The sequence below is a fragment of the Micromonospora sediminicola genome, from assembly GCF_900089585.1.
Classification (GTDB): domain Bacteria; phylum Actinomycetota; class Actinomycetes; order Mycobacteriales; family Micromonosporaceae; genus Micromonospora; species Micromonospora sediminicola.
The window spans coordinates 797,549-816,299 of the sequence record NZ_FLRH01000003.1 but is presented as its reverse complement, the minus strand read 5'-3'; the positions used below and the strand labels follow the sequence as shown (position 1 = coordinate 816,299).

Sequence of the window (18,751 nt, the reverse complement as noted above, 5' to 3'; positions counted from 1 at the left end):
AACGACAGAACCGCAGTCGATCACCCTGCGGCCCGAGCGCGAGGCGTTACCACACCGGCGGCTGGGTAAGGCGGTTGTCCACAGGTCGCGGTGGATGGCTCGGCCGCGGCTGTCCACAGGGGTGTCGAGTGCCGCCCCGACCACGCCAGGCTGGTCGCATGCCACCTCATCCTCATCGACCAGCGGAGTTGGCCTGGCAGGTCTTCCGGGGCTCGGCCGCGATCCGGCGCGGCCTGCTGTCCCGACACCACCTCCGGGGGGCGTCCTGGATCCGGCTCCGGCAGGACGTCTACGCCGACGCGCGGCTCGACCGTGATCACGCGCTGACCTGCCGCGCGGCTCTGCTGCGCATGCCACCCGGCACTCTGGTCGCCGGCCCCTCTGCGGCCTACCTGCACGGTGTCGAGCACGCTGCCGGCTTCACGGACGACGTGCACGTCCTGCTGCCGGCCACGGTCAGGGCCGACTCGCAACCGGGTGTGCGGGTGCACCATGCCCCGATGTCGACCACCCGCTGCGGCCTCCTGGTCCCGGCCGGCACAGCCACAACCCCCGGCACCACCAGGGCCGCCGTCACCGGCGCGGCCGCGGGCACCACGCCGACCAGGCGCACCGGTCCGCCCGCTCGCACGACCTCGTCGCCTGCGGCGGACCGATCATCGGGCCTGCCCCTGGTCATGACCGAGCCACCGCCCCGCACCGATCCGGTGACCTGTGCCTGGGAGACCGCGGTCTGGGCCGAGCCGGTGAAGGCGGTCGGCATCATCGACGGCCTGCTGCGCACCGGCTCGGTGGGCCGCGCGGAGTTGGCCAGCGAGGCGGCCCGGAACGTCGGTCGCCCCGGAGGCCGACGGGCGGCGTGGGTGTTCGGCCTGACCGACGGGCTGGCTCAGTCTCCGCCCGAGTCCCACCTGCGGGTGCGGCTGATGTTCGCCGGCCTGCCTCGTCCGGTGGCCCAGCATCCGGTGCGCGTGTCGACCGGCCTGATCCTGCATCCCGATCTCGCGTGGCCGGAGTTCCGGGTCGCGGTCGAGTACGACGGCCAGTGGCACTCCGACGCCGACCGGATGCACCTGGACCGGCGGCGCCTCAACCAGCTCGTCGAGGCCGGCTGGCTGGTGCTGCACGTGACCGGCCGTCGCCTGCGCAAGGAGTTCCCCGCGCTGGTCCGGGAGATCCGCACTGCCCTGGTGGCCCGGGGCTGGCGGCCGTGACGAGCGCGAGAAAGCCGACGTGGCGGCGCCCGGGAGTACCGGACACCGCCACGACGGTCGAACGGGTGTTACGGGCGAGCGTTGGGCTTCAGCGGGGTCTTCACCGCGGCGTAGGCGTCGACGATGCCGTAGCCGTAGAAGCCGTTGAAGTTCAGCGAGCCCGCGCAGTACGCGTTGAACTCGGCGTCCCGACCCTCGTTGGTGTAGGTCTGCAGCCGCGGCTCCGGGCAGGCGTGCTCGGCCGCCGTCCGGTAGAGGTGCTGCTCGACCAGGTCCGGCGACATGCCGAAGCCGTTGCGGCCCTGCTGCTTGCCGTAGCGGCTGACGATCAGCGCCGCCACGCCCGCGGCGTGCGGGGACGCCATCGAGGTGCCCTGGAGGTAGGTGTAGTAGCCACACTCACCCTTGGCGGTGCACTGCTTGAACACCGAGTTCTCGAAGCCGGCGACGATGTTGCCGGCCTCGTCGACCGAGCCCTCCTCCTGCAGCACCTTCTTCGGGTACGTGGAGAGGATCATGTTGGCGTCGGCGCGGTAGGTGTCGGTGCCGAAGCCGTCCCGGAACCATCCGCCCGGCGCCGCCACCGAGATCTGCTCGGTGCCGTAGTTCGAGAAGTCGGCCTTCTTGCCGGACGGGCCGACGGCCGACACGCCGATCACGTGCGGGCCCTCGGTGGGCAGGTCCCAGCAGCTCGCGTTGTCGATCGGCCGCGGGTACGGGTCGGAGCCGTAGTCCGGGCTGCTCACGTCGGTGCGCGGGTTGCCGAGGTCCTCGTGGTTGTTGCCCAGCGCGCCGACCAGCGTGACGCCCTTGCGGTGCGCGAAGGTGAGCGCCCGCTTCATGGCCTCGATGATGGTCCGCTGCTCGGCCTGCGCCTCCGGCGAGTCGGCCGGGTTGGCGGTGCAGTTGTAGAGCCACGGGTCGACGTAGAAGGACATGTTGACCACGTCCAGGCCGGAACGGCCCGCGTAGACCAGGGCGTTGACCACCGGGTTGAGGAAGAAGTAGCCGCTGTCCTGGCCACCCTTCAGCTCGACCAGGGAGACCTTCGGCGCCACGCCGGAGAGGCCGAAGCCGTTGGCGGCGGCGCCGATGGTGCCGGCCACGTGCGTGCCGTGCCCGCCGTCGTCGGTGCCGACCGGGTCGAGGCAGCTCGCCACCTCGCACGGGCCGTCGACGTCGACGAGGTCCGGCGCGAAGTTGCGCGACAGCGCCCAGTTGAAGTTGGGGGCCAGGTCCGGCTGGCTGGCGTCGACGCCGGTGTCCAGCACGCCGACGGTCACCCGACGGTCACCCGGCTCGATGGTGCGGGCCTTGTCGGCCCGGATCATGTCCAGACCCCAGAGCTTGTCGTCCAGGGGGTCCATCTTCTTGGCGTTGCCCTTGGCGGCCTTGCCCTTGCTCGCGACGGCGGCCAGCAGGTGCTCCTGCTCGACCCGGTCCAGCTTCGGCTTGCTGCCGATCGCCTTCTCCTCGGCCGCACCGAGCAGCGCGCCGGCGGCGTTGGCCCGGCTGGCGAAGTCCGCCCGGTCGCTGGTCACCTGGAAGAGGCCGACGTCGTCGGTACGGGAGACGACCTTGCCACCGGCCGCGGTGATCGCGGCGATGGCGGCGTCGTTGGAGACGCCGCTCTCGGCCAGCACGGTGAAGGTACGGGTGCTGGACGGCGCGGCGGCCGCCGGAACGCCCAGGCCGGTCACCGTGAGTGCCAGCGAGGCCGCAGCCGCGACCGCGCCGGCGGTGAAGCGCTTGCTCACCACATCAGATCCTCTCGTTGAGGGACGTGGTGTCATCCCACATCACGGGAGCGAGTTCCGCCAGATCCACGTCCGGTATAGACCCCAATCAGGCATTCGCACTTGTCAACGCCGCGATGACCTCGGGCAATTCGGCCAGCGTGGACACCTCCGCGTCGGGGTCGAGCCCGTGCGGGCGGGGCAGTCCGCCCCGGTTGAGCCAGACCGCGCGCAGCCCGGCCCGTTGGGCGGCGACCACGTCGTGCTCCGGCGAGTCGCCGACGTGGACGATGCGCGCGGCCGGCAGCCCGGCGGCCGCGACCACGGCCGCGAAGAACGCCGGCGCCGGCTTCTTCGGCAGGCCGCCCTCGTGCGCGTACAGCTCGAAGGCGAACTGGCCGGGCAGGCCGCAGCGTTCGGCGCGGCTGTTGCCGTTGGTGGCGAAGCCCAGCAGGTGGTGCGGGCGCAGCGCGGCCAGCGCCGGCAGCGCGTCGGGGAACGGCCTGCTCAGCGCGTACCGGCGGGCGAAGAACAGCGTCGCGAACTCGTCCAGGTGCGCGTCCAGCCCGGCCCGGGCCAGCGACCGGGCCAGCGCGGCCCGTCGGATCTCCTGCACCGGTGCGGCGCTGAGCGCGCCGAAGACCGCACCCCAGTCCCCCTCCAGGTCCGCGAGGGACACGTCGGCCGCCGCCGGGGTCCGCCGCCGCATCTCCTCGAGTACGGCGACCAGCCCGCCGGTGACCGCCGGGCGCAGGTCGATCAGGGTTTCGTCGGCGTCGAAGACGACCGCGGCGCGGGGCGTGCTCATCGCTCGCCGGCCAGTGCCGGCGCGGGCGGAGCGGGTGCCGCCGGCCCGGGTCCGGCCCGCAACTCGTCCATCCGGACCAGCGCGACGCCGCCGACGATGAAGACGCCGCCGACCAGTTGGATCCCGCTGGGCAACTCGTTCAGCACCAGCCAGGCGATCAGCACCGCGAACATCACCTCGGTCAGCCCGATGAAGGAGGAGAGCCGCGCACCGAGCAGCCGGGCCCCGGCGACGCCGGCCAGGTAGGCGACGACGGCGGCGATCAGCGACAGCCCGACGATCGGCACCAGCCAGCTCATCCGGTGCCCGGCGAAGCTGACGTCCCCGGTGCCGGCGGCCAGCGGCAACGCCCCGACCGCGCCGAGCAGCAGCAGCACCAGCGCCCCGACGGCCATGCCGCCGCTGGCCATCACCACCGACGGCAGTTCGGCGTCGACGCGGCCGGCGATGACGTAGTAACCGGCCAGCCCGACGCCGGCGCCCAGGCCCCAGAGCACGCCCACCGGGTCGATGCCGCCGGCGCCGGTGAGGTCGAGGACGAGCGCCAACCCGCACAGGGCGGCCAGCGAGCCGGCCACGGTCAGCAGCCGTGGACGTTGCCCGTGAACCAGCCACATCCATCCGACCACCATCACGATGCCGAGGTACTCCAGCATGAGCGCCACCCCGACCGGCAGGTACTGGACGGCGTTGTAGAAGCAGGCCTGGGCCAGCGCCACGCCGAGCAGACCGAACAGCACCACCGCGACCCCGTTGCGGCGCAGCACCGGCCATCGGCCGCGCAGCGCGAGCAGCGCGGGCACGCCCAGCACCAGCGCGGCGACACCGACCCGGGCGATCACCACCGCGGCGGCCGACCACTCACCGGCGAGCAGGGGGCGGGCGAACGTGCCCGAGGTGGCGAACGCGAGCGCGGAGAGCAGGGCCAGACCGAGCCCGGCGCGGGGCCGTTCACGCATGGGCAACTCCTGGTCATGAGTAAAAAAGCGTTATGCTGATGACGCTAGGCGGAACTCCCGACAGGAGTCAAGGTGCTCTTTGCTCATGACACGGAGTGCGCGCTGGTTGCCGCCGCCGCACTGGTGAACACGGCGGGTCCGGGCCGGGACGAGCTGTCCGACGTGGGGGCCCTCGACGACTTCGTCAGCGTCCACGGCTTCAGCGGCCGGCACGAGCACACCGACGTCGAGCTGCGCCAGGTCCGCGCCCTGCGGCCCCGGTTGCACCGCGTCTGGCACGCCGACGCGGACGAGGTGGTGGAGATCGTCAACGGCCTGCTCCGCGAGTCGCACGCGCTGCCGCAGCTCATCCGGCACGACGACGAGCCCTACCATCTGCACGCCGTGCCGCGGGACGCGCCGCTGGCGACCCGGATGGCCGTCGAGGCCGCGATGGCCCTGGCCGACCTGATCCGCATGGGTGAACTGCGCCGGCTGCGGCACTGCGACCACCCGGACTGCGCCAACGTGCTGGTCGACCTGTCGAAGAACCGGTCCCGCCGGTTCTGCGACGCCGGCTGCGGCAACCGGGCCGCGGTGAGCGCCTACCGCGCCCGCAGGGCGGCGTCCCACTCCTGACGCGCCGCGGGCCACTCCTCGCGGCGCAGCTCGTACTCCACCTCACCGTGCTCCGTACCCGGGATCGGGTCGTCGAACGTCAGGTGGAACGTGCGCACGTAGCGCAACCCCGCGCGGGCCATCACCGCGCGCGAGCGGTCGTTGACCGCCATGGTCTCGGCCCACACCCGCCGCACGCCGACCGTCTCGAACGCGTGCCGCACCAGCGCCCGCGCCCCCTCGGTGGCCAGGCCGTGCCCCCACGCGGCGCGGCGCAGCCGGTAGCCCAGCTCCCCCTCGGCACCGTCGTCGGACGGGTCGAGCGCGAGCCAGCCCAGGAACTCGCCGGTGAACCGGTCGAGCGCCGCCCAGCGGCCGAGCCCGGGGTGACGGCCGTACTGCCCCAGCAGCCGGGGCACCACCTCGTGCCGGATCGTCCCGGCGGGCGTCGGCTCACCGTTGGTGAGGAACCGCATGACCTCCCGGTCGGCGTCCAGCTCGACCAGCCGGTCCACGTCGTCCATGGTGAACCGGCGCAGCGTCAGCCGCGCGGTCTCCAGCAACACCCCGTCGTCAGGCACGGTCGGATCATCCCGCGCACCTGGTGACGGGGCGAGGCAATTACCGGCGTCGCGGCGTCCCGCTCAGGGGTGGGTCATCCGGAGCAGGTCCAGCGCCTCGTCGAGCTGGGTCTCGGTGAGCGTGCCCGAGTCGACGTGCCCCCGGGAGATCACCACCTCCCGGATGGAGACCTGCTTGGCCAGCGCCTCCTTGGCGATCGAGGCGGCCTCGTCGTAGCCCAGGTGGCGGTTGAGCGGGGTGACGATCGACGGCGACCCCTCCGCGTACGCCAGGCAGACCTCGGCGTCCGCGACCAGGCCGGCCACCAGGCGCTCGGCGAACAGCCGGCTCGACGCGGCGATCAGCTTGATCGACTCCAGCAGGTTGCGGCCCATGACCGGGAGCATCACGTTCAACTCGAAGTCGCCCTGCGAGCCCGCGAACGCCACCGCCGCGTCGTTGCCGATCACCTGGGCGCAGACCTGACGCATCGCCTCGGCCACCACCGGGTTCACCTTGCCCGGCATGATGGACGAGCCGGGCTGGAGGTCGGGAATGCGCAGCTCGCGCAGGCCGGCGCGCGGCCCGGAGCCCATCCAGCGTACGTCGTTGGCGATCTTGTAGAGGCCGACCGCGATGGTGCGGAGCTGGCCGGACGTCTCCACGAGCGCGTCCCGGGCGCCCTGCGCCTCGAAGTGGTTGCGCGCCTCGCTGAGCGGCAGGCCGGTGGAGTCCCGCAGCCGGCCGATCACCTTGCCGGCGAAGCCGAGCGGGGTGTTGATGCCGGTGCCCACAGCGGTGCCGCCCAGCGGCAGCTCGGCCAGCCGGGGCAGCACCGACTCCAGTCGCTCCACGCCGTAGCGGACCTGGGCGGCGTAGCCGCCGAACTCCTGCCCGAGCGTGACCGGCGTGGCGTCCATCAGGTGGGTGCGGCCCGCCTTGACCACCGTCTCGAACTCGGCCGCCTTCTCCTCCAGCGCGCCCGCGAGCTGCTTCAGCGAGGGGATCAGGTCCTCCACCACGAACTGCGTGGCGGCCAGGTGGATCGAGGTCGGGAAGACGTCGTTGCTGGACTGCGAGGCGTTCACGTGGTCGTTCGGGTGGACGTCGCGGCCCAGCTCCCGGCCGGCCAGCGTGGCGATGACCTCGTTGGTGTTCATGTTGGACGAGGTGCCGGAGCCGGTCTGGAAGACGTCCACCGGGAACTGGTCGTCGTAGCCGCCGTCGGCGACGTGCGCGGCGGCGGTGGCGATCGCCTCCGCCACGTCCGCGTCGATCACCCCCAGCTCACCGTTGACCTGGGCCGCCGCACCCTTGATCTGCGCCAGCGCCTTGATCTGGGCCGGTTCGAGCCCGCGTCCGGAGATCGGGAAGTTCTGCACCGCGCGCTGGGTCTGCGCGCGCCACAGTGCCTCGGCGGGCACCTCCACCTCGCCCATCGAGTCGCGTTCGATCCGGTAACCGGTCGCCTCTGGAGTCGTCACGCATACCATCCTGCCGCGCCCGCCGCCGGCGTGCAGGGAAAGCGGGGGGCGCTCAACCCAGCTCGGCCAGCAACTCCTCGGTGGCCCACCGGTCCGGCGACTCGATCTGACGGAACAGCGCCACCGCCCGGTTGGCGTACCGCCGCGCCTGGTCGGAGTCGGTGTACCGCAGGCACCGGGCCATGCCGTCCAGCGCCCGGGCCTGCTCGTAGCGCGCGCCGAGCCGGGTGGCGTCGGTGAGCACCCGGCGGTGCAGGTCCAACGCGCTGCTGACGTCGCCCTGGTCTCCGATCGCCCGGGCGAGCAGGTTCCGGGAGGCGCACTGCCCGATCACGTCGCCGGCGTCGGTCATCGCGGCGAGCGCGGTCCGGTGCCGGGCGGCCGCCCGGTCCGGGAAGCCGGCCTCGCGTTCCAGCACGCCGATCTCGTTGAGCACCTCGCCCTCGCCGTAGCGGTTGGCGGCCCGGCGCTTGAGGCGCAACGCGACGTGGAGCAGCCGCCGGGCCGGGCCCAGGTGACCCAGCCGGTGCCGGGCCATCGCGACGTGCCCCACGGCCTGACTGAGCTGCCGGAAGTCACCGGTCTCCCGGGCCAGCACGAGATGCCGGCGGGACACCTCCAGCGCCTCGTCGTACCGCCCCCACAACAGCAACGACAGCGCCGTGTTGTTGAGCACGTTCGCCAGCGCCGCGGCCTCGTCCAGCTCCCGCGCGAGCTGCGTGGCGGCCGCGTACGTCTCGATCGCCCGCCGGTGGTCGCCGTTGTGGGAGTAGGCGGTGCCCAGGTTGTTCAGTGAGTTGCGGAGCGCGTGGCGCCGGCCGAGCCGCCGGTAGACCTCGACCGACGCCTCGGTGAGCCGTACGGCCTCGGCGAAGCGGGCCCGACGGAAGTGCGCCGAGGCGAGGTAGTTGAGCGTCATCGCCACGGCCTCGTCGTCCTGGAGGGCCCGGGCGGCGCGCAGGCCGATGGTGTGCGCCTCGACCAGCTCGTCGAGGTGACCCCCGTCGAAGTGCGCCTTCCAGCAGGCGCGGGCGAGCTGCCAGCAGTACCGCGGAAGTCCTTCGACCTCCGCCAGCCGGATCAGGGCGAGCAGGGCGGCCCCGTTCTCGTCGAACCAGGGCCGGCCGAGGGGGGCGACGGCGGCCACGAGGTCCGGCCGGGCCGGCTCGGGCAGGTCGATCAGGTGACCGTTGCCGGGCAGCTCCATCACGCGCGCGATGGCGAGAGCGACCTGAACGTGGTATTCGAGGAGCCGTTCCAGCGCCGCCCGCCGCTCCGCCGCGGTCTCCCGGTCCGCGCCGAGCGTGCGCCCGTACTCCCGGATCAGGTCGTGCAGCCCGTAGCGGCCCGGTTCCACCTCCTCGACGAGGTGCGCGTCGACCAGGTCGTCGAGCGCGTCCTGCACCTCCGGCAGCGACAGGTCGGCGAGCGCCGCCGCCACCCGGTTGTCCACCCGGGTGCCGGGGTGCAGCCCGATCAGGCGGAAGACGCGCTGCGCGGCCGGCGCCACCTGCTCGTACGACAGGGCGAAGGCCCGGGCCACCGAACGCTCCCCGGCGGTCAGCTCGGCCAGCGGATCCGCCGCGGTCGCCAGCCGCTCGGCCAGGTCGGCCACCCGCCACCGCGGCCGGTGCGCGAGCCGGGCGCCGGCCAGTCGCAGGGCGAGCGGAAGGTGGCCGCAGCGGCGGGCCACCTCCGCGGCGGCGTCGGGCTCCGCCCAGACCCGCTCCGCGCCGGCCACCCGGGCGAGCAGTTCGACCGCCTCGTCGGCGTCGAGCACCGGCAACGAGGACGGCCGACCGCCGTCCAGGCCGATCAGCCGCCGACGGCTGGTGATCAGCACCAGGCAGTCCGGGCCGTTGGGCAGCAAGGGTGCGACCTGGGCGGCGTCCGCCGCGTTGTCGAGCACCACGACGGCCCGCCGTCCGGCCAGCTCGGAGCGCCACATGGCCAGCCGGTCCGCCAGGTCCACCGGTACGCGTTCCGCCGGCACACCGAGCTGCCGGAGCAGGGTGGCCACCGCGGCGGCCGTGCTCAACGGGCTGCGTTCGCTGTGCCCGTGCAGGTCGACGAAGAGCTGCGCGTCCGGGAAGCGCTCGCCCAGCGCGGTCGCCACCTGGACGGCGAGCGTGGTCTTGCCGCTGCCCGCCATGCCGTCGACCAGGTGGACCCGGACCCCGTCCTGGTCGATCTCCTTGACCAGCCGGGCCACGGTCTGCTGCCGGCCGGTGAAGTCGCTGATGGCCCGGGGCAGCGCCCGCACCGGCGTGGCGGCGCGCGTCTCCGACCCGCCCAGCGCCAGGTCGCCGGCGAGCACCCGCTGGTGCAGTTCCTGCAACGCCGCACCGGGTTCGATGCCCAGCTCGTCGGCGTAGATCCGCCGGCCCTCCCGGTAGACGGCGAGCGCGTCCGCCTGGCGTCCGAGCGCGGACAGGGCCAGCATCAGCTGCCCGCGCAGCCGCTCGCGCAACGGGTGGCGTTCGACGTTCTCGGCCAGCTCGTCGACCAGGTCGGCCGCCCGCCGCAGCCGCAGCTCCACGTCGACGCACTCCTCCAGCACCGCGAGCCGCTGCTCGTCGAGCGTCTGGGCCCGCCGCCGGACGCTCCGGGCCGGGACGCCCGCCAGCGCCGGGCCCCGCCAGAGCGCCAGGGCCGCCCGGTAGTGCCGCCGCGCGTCCGCCATCCGGCCGCCGGCCGCCGCCGCGCGGGCCGTCTCCACCCCGCGGGCGAAGACCTCGGCGTCGAGGTCGTCCGGCTCGACCCGGATGCCGTAGCCGGCCGGGTCGGTGACGATGGTCTCGGCGGGCAGCCCGAGCAGGGCGAACCGCTGCCGCAGTCGGGACACGCAGATCTGGAGTTGAGCCCGCGCGGTGGCCGGCGGGCGCTCCTCCCAGACCGCGTCGACCAGTTCCTCGGTCGACACCACCCGCCCGGCGCGCAGCAGCAGCATGGCGAGCACGATCCGGTCCCGACCCGCGGTGACGGTGGCTTCACCACCGCCGACCCGCAGGGGTCCCAGGATCCCGAAGCGCATCTGTGCCACCACCCGCCCCCGTGAGTGCAACTTCCAGCAGCGTAGCCCGACGGTCACGGAACGCCCTGTCGAGGCGATAGCGATGTGATAGCGGATCGACAGCGACGACGACCAGACTCGACCCGGGTTGTCGGTGACGGCATCCGACGGGGGCGGTGCGCCCGTCCGGCCGTCCAGCCGGGCGGGCGCACCGATGTCGGTGCACAGCGGACACGCGGAGGGGCGCCCGGGAGGACTCCCGGGCGCCCCTCGCGCCGTCAGCGGGTCAGCGCCGGCCGACCGTGAGCACCGGCTTGGTGACCTCGGCGAAGAAGTCGTTGCCCTTGTCGTCGACGACGATGAAGGCGGGGAAGTCCTCCACCTCGATCTTCCAGACCGCCTCCATGCCCAGCTCGGGATATTCGAGCACCTCGACGTGCTTGATGCAGTCCTGGGCGAGGCGGGCCGCCGGTCCGCCGATCGAGCCGAGGTAGAAGCCGCCGTGGGCCGCGCAGGAGCGGGTGACCTGGCCGGACCGGTTGCCCTTGGCCAGCATCACCATCGAACCGCCGGCGGCCTGGAACTTCTCCACGTAGGCGTCCATCCGGCCGGCCGTGGTCGGGCCGAACGAGCCGGACGCGTAGCCCTCGGGCGTCTTGGCCGGGCCGGCGTAGTAGACCGCGTGGTCGCGCAGATATTGCGGCATCGGCTCACCGGCGTCCAACCGCTCGGCGATCTTGGCGTGGGCGATGTCCCGGGCGACCACCAGCGGGCCGGTCAGCGACAGGCGGGTCTTCACCGGGTATTTCGACAGCTCGGCGCGGATGGAGTCCATCGGCCGGTTCAGGTCGACGCGGACGACCTCCTCGGTCTCCAGCGTCTCGTCGGTGACGTCGGGGAGGAACCGCGCCGGGTCGGTCTCCAGCCGCTCCAGCCAGACGCCGGACGGGGTGATCTTGGCGACCGCCTGTCGGTCGGCCGAGCAGGAGACCGCGATCGCCACCGGGCAGGAGGCGCCGTGCCGGGGCAGCCGGACCACCCGCACGTCGTGGCAGAAGTAGCGCCCGCCGAACTGCGCGCCGATCCCGAAGTTGCGGGTCAGCTCCAGCACCTCGGCCTCCAACTCCAGGTCACGGAAGCCGTGGGCGCTCATCGAGCCCTGCGTCGGCAGCGCGTCCAGGTATTTCGCGGAGGCGTACTTCGCGGTCTTCAAGGCGTACTCGGCGGAGGTGCCGCCGATGACGATCGCCAGGTGGTAGGGCGGGCAGGCGGCGGTGCCGATCAGCCGCAGCTTCTCCTCCAGGAACTGCATCATCCGCGTCGGGTTCAGCAGCGCCTTCGTCTCCTGGTAGAGGTAGGACTTGTTGGCCGAACCCCCGCCCTTGGCCATGAACAGGAACTTGTAGGCGTCCGGGTGGCCGTCCGGGTCCTCGGCGTAGAGCTCCACCTGGGCGGGCAGGTTGCTGCCGGTGTTCCGCTCGTCCCACATGGTCAGCGGCGCGAGCTGGGAGTAGCGCAGGTTGAGCCGGGTGTAGGCCTGGTAGACGCCGCGCGAGATCGCCTCCGCGTCGGCGCCGTCGGTGAGCACGTGCCGGCCACGCTTGCCCATCACGATCGCGGTGCCGGTGTCCTGGCACATCGGCAGCACGCCGCCGGCGGCGATGTTGGCGTTGCGCAGCAGGTCCAGCGCGACGAACCGGTCGTTCGGCGAGGCCGCCGGGTCGTCGATGATCGACCGGAGCTGGGCCAGGTGCGCCGGGCGCAGGAAGTGGGCGATGTCGTGCATCGCCTCGGCGGTCAGCGCGGTCAGCGCGGCCGGCTCCACGGTGAGGAACCGGCGGCCACCCGGGCCGTTGACGACGTCCACGCCCTCGTCGGTGACCAGGCGATACTCCGTCTGGTCGGGACCGGTCGGCAGCAGGGGTGCGTACGAGAAGGCGGCGGCACTGCTCATGACCGAAAAGCCTAGGGCAGAGCCGTCGATCGGTGACACCCGCAGGTCGGTCGTGGGACGGCGCTCTCACCCGGCGTCACTTGCCGTCGGCGCAGAGTTCCCGCTTCGGACCGCAGCTGCCCTGGTCAGTCGGCGGACGCCAGGTGTCACCCGGGTCGGGCGCGGGCACGGCGTCCTCGTTCGGCGGCGGCGCTCCGGCGGCCCCGGCGCCCCAGCGCACGTACCCGATCTCCCGTCCCTCGCCGATGATCATGCCGTTCGGGCCGACCGCCAACGCGTTCGCCGACGTACGCAGCTCGACCAGCACCCGACCCCCACGCGGCTCGACCGCGACCAGCCGGGACGGCTTCTCCTCGCTGATCACTGCCGCATACGGGGTGAGCGCCGCGCCGCTCTTGCCGCCGGCCGGCCGGGTCCACCGGGTCCGGTCGGCGGACAGTTCCCGGCCGAGCAGCGAGTCCTTGTCGGCGCTGCGCACCACCGCGTACCGGTCGTCGACCGCGAGCAGCTTCTCGCCCTCCGCGCCGAGGAGGAGCAGCCGGCCGTCGTAGCCGTCGAGGACCGCCTCCCGCCCGTCCGGGGCGACGCCGATGAGCACGTTGCGGGCGCCCTGCGGATCCTCCCGCTGCACGCAGCCGGCGTAGTCGGCGGTGCGCAGGTTGATCCCGGCCCGCCGCCACACCTGCTGCCCGGTGGCCGGGTCGACGGCGGTGACGACGAAGTAGCAGCTCCCGTCCCGGGAGGTCGCCGCGATCCGGAGCAGCCGCCCGCCGACCACCGCCAGGCGCTCCTCCCGCCCGGGCTGGACGTTCTGCAGCACCCGGCCAGTGGCGGTGTCGACCACGTGCACCCGACCGTCGACCGGAAAGCCCAGCAGCGGCGGGACCGACTCCGGCCCGGCCACCCCGCCGTCGATCCGGGTCGCGCCCAGTCGCCGGGTGCCGAGCAGTTCGGGGTTGTCGGCGAGCACGCCGCTGTGCACGCCGGGCAGGAACGCGCTCCACAGCGGAGTCGTCCCGCGCGGCTCCCAGGCCCGCAGCGTGCAGTCGGTGGCCTGCACGCAGTACGCGTCCAGCAGCAGGTTCCGGTAGGTCCAGACGGCGATGGCCCGCTCGTCCCGGCGGCGGGTCACGCCGGTCACCGGGTCGAGCACCTCGTACCCCTTGTCCAGCAGCTTGCCCACCGCGACGACGGACTCCCGGCCGCTGCCCGCCACCGCCGACCAGTCGGCCTTGCGTTCCCAGAGCTGGCTGCCGTCGGCGAGCGTGCGCGCCTCGATCCGGGTGCGCTGCTCCACGATCACGGTGTCGCCGGCGATGGTGACGCTGCGCGGGGTGCCGCCGACGCGCTGCTGCCAGACCACGTCCGGCTCGGAGATCGGCTTGCTCCGGTCGACCCAGTCCCAGAGGCCGGGGAACGGGTTCCAGACCCCGGTGGCGGCGAGCACGACCACGGTGACGAGCCCGAGCAGCAACCAGCCGCGTACGCCTAGGCCCTTCACACCGCACACGGTAGCGACGATCACCGCTCCCCCGGGCCGCCCGCGGGGCGTGTCGCGCCGCTTCTTGCCCGGGTTCGGATGTTAAGAGGGGGCCCTTCCTCTACCGGATGCGTTAAGAGGGGGCCCTTCCTTCCCCCCGGGCGGCGGAGCGGACGAGGGGGAGCGTGCGGTAGGGGATCTGCTCGGCCAGCGCGATGATGGTGGAGGCGCGCCGGATCCCCTCCGAGGCGACGATCTGGTCGATGACCCGCTGGAGGTCGGTGTTCGACCGGGCCACGATCCGGCAGAGCAGGTCGCTGGAGCCGGTGATGGTGTGCGCCTCCAGCACCTCCGGGATGGCGGCCAGGTGCGCGGTGACCTGGTCGTGGCCGTGCCGCTGGCTGATCTCCAGGGTGACGAAGCTGGTCACCCCGAAGCCGATCGCGGCCGGCGAGATGTCCGGCCCGAACCCGCCCACCACCCCGCGACCGACGAGCTTGTCGAGCCGCGCCTGGACCGTGCCCCGGGCCACGCCGAGCCGGCGCGAGCACTCCAGCACCCCGATCCGGGGCTCCTCGGCGAGCAGTTCGATCAAGCGGGCGTCCAGCTCGTCGAGCTGTACATCCTGACCAGTGTTCATGGCGACCAACCGTACCGAATGCGCAACCTGACCAGGAATATCGCCAACTATTGCCCACCTTACGGTCGGCCGTAGATCCTCGCCGGAAGAGCACATCCACGGCGGCCCACGAGGCCGGCCGGTACGCGAGGGAGGCCACCATGACCCAGGCGATCGACCGACCCCAGTCGACCGAGGACGTCGACGCCGACGTTCTCGTCGGCGCCGTCGACCACGACATCAGCCGGGATCCGTTCCCGGTCAAGGGCCTCGACCACCTGCACTTCCTGGTCGGCAACGCCAAGCAGGCGGCGCACTACTACTCCACCGCCTACGGCATGACCTGTGTCGCCTACCGCGGCCCGGAGCAGGGCTACCGGGACCACGCCCAGTACGTGCTGACCAGCGGCTCGGCCCGGTTCGTGCTGACCGGCGTGGTCCGCCCGGGCGCCGACGGCGAGGCGCACGTGGCCAGGCACAGCGACGGCATCTCCGACATCGCGCTGGAGGTGCCGGACGTGGACGCCGCGTACGCGCACGCCACCGCGCAGGGCGCGACCGGTCTGGTCGAGCCGCACGACGTCAGCGACGAGCACGGCACCGTCCGGATGGCGTCCATCGGCGCGTACGGGGACACCCGGCACACGCTGGTCGACCGGTCCCGCTACACCGGGGTGTTCCTGCCCGGCTTCGTCGCCCGCGGCCCGATCGTGGACCGGCAGCCGATGATCGACGCCGGCCTCCAGCCGAAGCGCTTCTTCCAGGCCGTCGACCACGTGGTCGGCAACGTGGAGCTGGGCCGGATGGACGAGTGGGTCGAGTTCTACAAGCGCGTCATGGGCTTCACCAACATGGCCGAGTTCGTCGGCGACGACATCGCCACCGACTACTCGGCGCTGATGAGCAAGGTGGTGGCGAGCGGCACCCGCAAGGTGAAGTTCCCGCTCAACGAGCCGGCCGTGGCCCGCAAGAAGTCGCAGATCGACGAGTACCTGGAGTTCTACCAGGGCCCGGGCGCCCAGCACGTCGCCGTGGCCACCAACGACATCCTGGCCAGCGTGGACGCCATGCGGGCGGCGGGCGTCGAGTTCCTGGACACCCCGGACTCCTACTACGAGGACCCGGAGCTGCGCGCGCGCATCGGCAACGTCCGGGTGCCGATCGAGGAACTCCAGTCCCGCAAGATCCTGGTGGACCGGGACGAGGACGGCTACCTGCTCCAGATCTTCACCAAGCCGGTGCAGGACCGCCCCACCGTCTTCTTCGAGCTGATCGAGCGGCACGGCTCCCTCGGCTTCGGCAAGGGCAACTTCAAGGCCCTGTTCGAGGCGATCGAGCGGGAGCAGGAGAAGCGCGGCAACCTGTAACACTGTCGGCGTGATCGAGCCTCCCCCGAGCAGCACGCCGCCGCCCGCCGGGCCGCCGCCCGCGGGCGGCGGCTTCGCGCCGCCCACCGGCCCCGCGGTGCCCGCGCAGCACACCCCGCCGACGTACGCCCACCTGCCCGGCTATCCGCCCCCACCCCCGGGGTACGCGCCGCACGCCGGGTTCGTGCCGCCGGCCGTCGCCCCGAACGGTCAACCGCTGGCCGGCTTCGGGGAACGGCTGGTGGCCTGGCTGATCGACACGGCTCTCGCGTCGGCGGTGCTGATGGTGCTCTTCGCGCCGGTCTTCGTCTGGCTCGTCGTCCGGATGATCGACCGGATGCCGGCGGCCGGACCGGACGGCACCGTGGCCGAACCCGACCCGTCGGTGATCTTCAGCGACATCTTCCTGCCGCTGCTCCTGGCCGAGCTGGGGCTGTTCCTGCTCCTGCTGGTCTTCTACTGGCTCTACCACGTCGAGTACGCCCGCCGGACCGGCCAGACGCTCGGCAAGAAGGTGATGAAACTGCGGATCGTGCCGCTCCAGCCGGACGCCCCGCTGACCCGGGGCGCCCTGGGCAAGCGGTACCTGGTCGAGTTCGTCGCCGGCTCGTTCGTGCCGTTCCTCAACTACCTGGACGGCTTCTGGCAGCTCTGGGACAAGCCCTGGCAGCAGTGCCTGCACGACAAGGCGGCCGGCACGGTCGTCGTTAAGGTTGCACCGTGAGCGCAGACCGCGAGGCACAGCCGTGAGTGTGGAACCTGGCTGGCACGTCGACCCGGCCGATCCGGAGACCCGCCGGTGGTGGGACGGTGAGGGCTGGATCGGCGCGCCGATCCCGGTCGACGTCACCCCGCCCGACGGCCCCCCGCCCGCCGAGCCCGAGCCGACCCCGGTGGCGGCGGGCGCCGACCCCACCGCCGCCCGGCCGACCTCGGGCGCGACCGGTGGCGCGGCCGTCCCGCCGGTCTCCGGGCCGGGCGCGGGCCAGCCGCCGGCCGGGCCGTATCCGCTCCCGCCGACCGCCGGTCCCGGGCAGCCGGGCCCGAACGGGCCGTGGCCGGGGCAGCCCGGACAGGCCGGGCCGGGGCCGCAGGGGCCGCCGCCGGGCTGGCCGTACCCGCACTGGCCGGGCCGTCCGCCGGCGCCGCGTCCGCACGGGTTGCCGCTCGCCTCGTACGGCTCGCGACTGGTCGCCCGCCTGATCGACCTCGGCGTGGTGTTCCTGCTCAACGCCGTGGTCAACGGCTGGTTCGTCTGGCGCTACTTCGAGGCGGTCTCGCCCTACCTGCGCGAGTCGATGCGCCGGGCCCTGAACGGGGACACCTCCACCGAGGGGCTGCCGCAGATCGACGAGCAGGCCGGCGGGTTGCAGATCGCCATCCTGCTGATCGCCACCGCGCTCTGGTACGCGTACGAGGTGCCGTCGATGGCGGCGCGCGGGCAGACCTTCGGCAAGCGGCTGATGGGCGTACGCGCGGTGCCGATCGAGGCGGACCAGCCGCTCGGCTTCGGCCGGGCCACCCGGCGCTGGAGCACGATGGGCCTGCCCACGCTGCTCTGGTACTGCTGCGGGCTGGGCCTGCTGCTCCAGTTCGTCGACGCGGTCTCGCCGCTGTTCGACCAGCCGCTGCGTCAGGCTCTGCACGACAAGCGGGCGCAGACCGTGGTGGTCCAGCTCCCCCGTGACCGGACCGACCCCCGTACCGCCCCGCGCGACCGCGCCGACCCCCCGGGAGACACCCCATGACCGACACCGGACGTCACCAGCCTCCGCTGCGGCTCACCCGCGCCGACCTGGACGCGCTGCCCAACTACGTGCCCGGCCGCAGCCCGGCCGACCTGGCCCGGGAGCTGGGCCTGCCCGAGGCGATCAAGCTGGCCAGCAACGAGGTCCCGTACGGCCCGCTGCCCGGCGTGGTGGAGGCGGTCGCCGAGGCGGTCGCCGGTTCGCACCGCTACCCGGACATGGGCGTGGTGGCGCTGCGCCAGGCGCTGGCCGAGCGGTACGGCGTGGACGCCGACCGGATCGCCACCGGCTGCGGGTCGGTGGCGCTGGCCGAGCACCTGGTGCGGGCGACCTGCCTGCCCGGTGACGAGCTGCTCTACTCGTGGCGCTCGTTCGAGGCGTACCCGATCATCGCGGCGACCAGCGGCGCGACCAGCGTGCGGGTGCCGAACGACGCCGGCCACGGGCACGACCTGGACGCGATGGCGGCGGCGGTGACCGACCGGACCCGGATGGTCCTGGTCTGCAACCCGAACAACCCCACCGGTACGGCGGTGCGCCGGGCCGAGTTGGACCGCTTCCTCGACGCGGTGCCGGACGACGTGCTGGTGGTGATCGACGAGGCGTACCGGGAGTTCGTCACCGATCCGGAGGTGCCGGACGGCCTGAGCTACCTGGACCGGCCGAACGTGGCGGTGCTGCGCACGCTGTCCAAGGCGTGGGGTCTGGCCGGGCTGCGGATCGGCTGGCTGGTGGCCGCGCCGGCCGTGGCCGCCGCCGTGCGCAAGGTGGTGACGCCGTTCTCCACCAGCATGGCCGCCCAGGCCGGCGCGCTGGCCGCGCTGGCGCAGGCCGACGAGGTCGAGCGGCGCTGCGCGCTGGTGGTGGCCGAGCGGGACCGGGTCACCGAGGCGCTGCGCAAGTTCGTGCCGGACGTGCCGGAGAGCCAGGCCAACTTCGTCTGGTTGCCGCTGGGCGAGCGCGCGGTGGCGTTCGGCAAGGCGTGCGAGGCGCGCGGCGTGATCGTCCGGCCGTTCCCGGGCGACGGGGTGCGGGTCACCATCGGCACCCCGGCCGAGAACGACGCGTTCCTGGCCGCCGCCGAGGCCGCGCTGGCCTGACCGGAGCGCGTCCGGGGCCGGTCCGTCAACCCCCTACGGACCGGCCTCGGACGTCTCGTCCGACGACCATCGGATGAGAGCACTGTAGTGGCTTTTGTCCGTTTTGTTGGC

At 73.1% G+C, this 18,751-nt stretch carries 15 protein-coding genes; 6 read left to right on the top strand and 9 right to left on the bottom strand.

The features are described 5' to 3' along the window. Positions 1-158: 158 nt before the first annotated feature. Entirely contained in the window at positions 159-1,214 is a 1,056-nt protein-coding gene (locus GA0070622_RS04245) for a PDDEXK family nuclease (RefSeq protein ID WP_172967903.1), read from the top strand. A 68-nt stretch (positions 1,215-1,282) separates the two neighbouring features. On the opposite strand, the gene GA0070622_RS04240 is transcribed toward GA0070622_RS04245, so the two are convergent. The 3 genes from GA0070622_RS04240 to GA0070622_RS04230 all read right to left on the bottom strand — a co-directional run bounded on the left by GA0070622_RS04240 (position 1,283) and on the right by GA0070622_RS04230 (position 4,717). Then, positions 1,283-2,971 (bottom strand): S8 family serine peptidase, encoded by a 1,689-nt coding sequence (locus tag GA0070622_RS04240; protein ID WP_176558978.1) that lies wholly within the window; start codon positions 2,969-2,971, stop codon positions 1,283-1,285. An 88-nt stretch (positions 2,972-3,059) separates the two neighbouring features. Further along, a complete protein-coding gene (locus GA0070622_RS04235; protein ID WP_091568784.1) occupies positions 3,060-3,758 on the bottom strand; it encodes an HAD family hydrolase in 699 nt (232 codons plus the stop codon). After that, positions 3,755-4,717, bottom strand: coding sequence for an EamA family transporter (locus GA0070622_RS04230; RefSeq protein WP_091568782.1), 963 nt, complete (start codon positions 4,715-4,717; stop codon positions 3,755-3,757). Before GA0070622_RS04230 ends, GA0070622_RS04235 begins: the two co-directional genes overlap by 4 nt. Positions 4,718-4,789: 72 nt before the next feature. Between GA0070622_RS04230 and GA0070622_RS04225 the strand changes: the two genes are divergently transcribed. Continuing rightward, on the top strand, positions 4,790-5,335 hold the full coding sequence (locus tag GA0070622_RS04225; RefSeq protein WP_091568780.1) for a CGNR zinc finger domain-containing protein: 546 nt from the start codon (positions 4,790-4,792) through the stop codon (positions 5,333-5,335). On the opposite strand, the gene GA0070622_RS04220 is transcribed toward GA0070622_RS04225, so the two are convergent. The 6 genes from GA0070622_RS04220 to GA0070622_RS04195 all read right to left on the bottom strand — a co-directional run bounded on the left by GA0070622_RS04220 (position 5,302) and on the right by GA0070622_RS04195 (position 14,446). Beyond that, positions 5,302-5,895, bottom strand: a complete 594-nt coding sequence (locus GA0070622_RS04220) for a GNAT family N-acetyltransferase (protein WP_091568777.1) — start codon at positions 5,893-5,895, stop codon at positions 5,302-5,304. The two genes, GA0070622_RS04225 and GA0070622_RS04220, sit on opposite strands and share 34 nt — an antisense overlap. Positions 5,896-5,958: 63 nt before the next feature. Next, positions 5,959-7,368, bottom strand: coding sequence for a class II fumarate hydratase (locus GA0070622_RS04215; protein WP_176558977.1), 1,410 nt, complete (start codon positions 7,366-7,368; stop codon positions 5,959-5,961). A 43-nt stretch (positions 7,369-7,411) separates the two neighbouring features. Next, positions 7,412-10,393 (bottom strand): AfsR/SARP family transcriptional regulator, encoded by a 2,982-nt coding sequence (locus tag GA0070622_RS04210; RefSeq protein WP_091568772.1) that lies wholly within the window; start codon positions 10,391-10,393, stop codon positions 7,412-7,414. Between the two features lie 265 nt (positions 10,394-10,658). Beyond that, positions 10,659-12,326 (bottom strand): fumarate hydratase, encoded by a 1,668-nt coding sequence (locus tag GA0070622_RS04205; protein ID WP_091568770.1) that lies wholly within the window; start codon positions 12,324-12,326, stop codon positions 10,659-10,661. Positions 12,327-12,402: 76 nt separating this feature from the next. After that, positions 12,403-13,800: an outer membrane protein assembly factor BamB family protein gene (locus GA0070622_RS04200; protein WP_369700224.1), complete on the bottom strand. Its 1,398-nt coding sequence runs from the start codon at positions 13,798-13,800 to the stop codon at positions 12,403-12,405. Between the two features lie 139 nt (positions 13,801-13,939). Beyond that, complete coding sequence (locus GA0070622_RS04195) at positions 13,940-14,446, bottom strand: Lrp/AsnC family transcriptional regulator (protein ID WP_091568764.1); 507 nt, start codon at positions 14,444-14,446, stop codon at positions 13,940-13,942. 140 nt (positions 14,447-14,586) lie between these two features. Between GA0070622_RS04195 and hppD the strand changes: the two genes are divergently transcribed. From hppD to hisC, 4 genes are read left to right on the top strand one after another with little or no spacing between them, the layout of a single operon-like run. Then, complete coding sequence (gene hppD / locus GA0070622_RS04190) at positions 14,587-15,792, top strand: 4-hydroxyphenylpyruvate dioxygenase (protein ID WP_091568761.1); 1,206 nt, start codon at positions 14,587-14,589, stop codon at positions 15,790-15,792. A gap of 10 nt (positions 15,793-15,802) precedes the next feature. Next, positions 15,803-16,516, top strand: coding sequence for an RDD family protein (locus GA0070622_RS04185; RefSeq protein WP_091568758.1), 714 nt, complete (start codon positions 15,803-15,805; stop codon positions 16,514-16,516). Positions 16,517-16,538: 22 nt separating this feature from the next. Further along, the gene (locus GA0070622_RS04180; RefSeq protein WP_091568756.1) at positions 16,539-17,540 is read left to right on the top strand and encodes an RDD family protein; all 1,002 of its coding nucleotides are present in this window, start codon (positions 16,539-16,541) and stop codon (positions 17,538-17,540) included. Then, on the top strand, positions 17,537-18,640 hold the full coding sequence (hisC, locus tag GA0070622_RS04175) for a histidinol-phosphate transaminase (RefSeq protein ID WP_091568753.1): 1,104 nt from the start codon (positions 17,537-17,539) through the stop codon (positions 18,638-18,640). Before GA0070622_RS04180 ends, hisC begins: the two co-directional genes overlap by 4 nt. Positions 18,641-18,751 lie beyond the last annotated feature (111 nt).